This window comes from Bradyrhizobium sp. SRL28 (genome assembly GCF_018596315.1).
Lineage (GTDB): Bacteria > Pseudomonadota > Alphaproteobacteria > Rhizobiales > Xanthobacteraceae > Bradyrhizobium.
On sequence record NZ_JAHEAG010000203.1, the window covers coordinates 1 to 587 of the forward strand.

The 587-nt window shown below is 60.1% G+C and carries 1 protein-coding gene; it reads left to right on the top strand.

Annotated features, from left to right (window positions below):
• Positions 1–391: 391 nt before the first annotated feature.
• A partial coding sequence (locus KIP88_RS45990) for a hypothetical protein (protein ID WP_214494648.1) occupies positions 392–587 on the top strand: 196 nt, incomplete at its 3' end.

The following is a 587-nucleotide window of genomic DNA, read 5'->3' on the forward strand; positions in this document are numbered from 1 at the left end:
CCTCGATGTGCTTGGAGGGCTGCATGGCGTGTCACGATTATGAAGGCGATGCGGTCGATCGCGACGAGGGCGAACGGCTCGTGCGTGATTTTGACGGCAAACATGGGATGGCCCTGGGGCGCCACTACCTTCCAAAGACGTCCCGGCTCACACTGCGACGCAGATCAGTGGCAATTGCTGCAAAAAAAGCCCGCGCACCTGAGCGACGCTCGAATGCCGCCACGATTGTACTAGCCCGGACTACGCGGCCCGAGGTGCGAGAACGCAGCTTTCGGGAAGCGGTGGGCTTGCCGACGCTCAGGTGCTTCGCTCAACTCTCAGGGATGCGCGCTATCGAGGGTTTGGCGGGATGCGCGCAGCAAATTAGGTTCTACTTCAGCAGGAGGACGTCATGACCAAACAGAATTCCAGCGGCCAATCACTCTGTGGCTTGAGCCGACGCTCACTTCTTCAGTCAACGGCGGCATTACTGAGCGTACCATTGGTCGCCAAAGCGACAATGGCGTGGGCGCAGGAGAAGCTCGCCGGCAGCGGCGAAGTGATCGTTTATAGCACTGGCGGTTCGTTCACCGAAGGCGCTCGCCGAT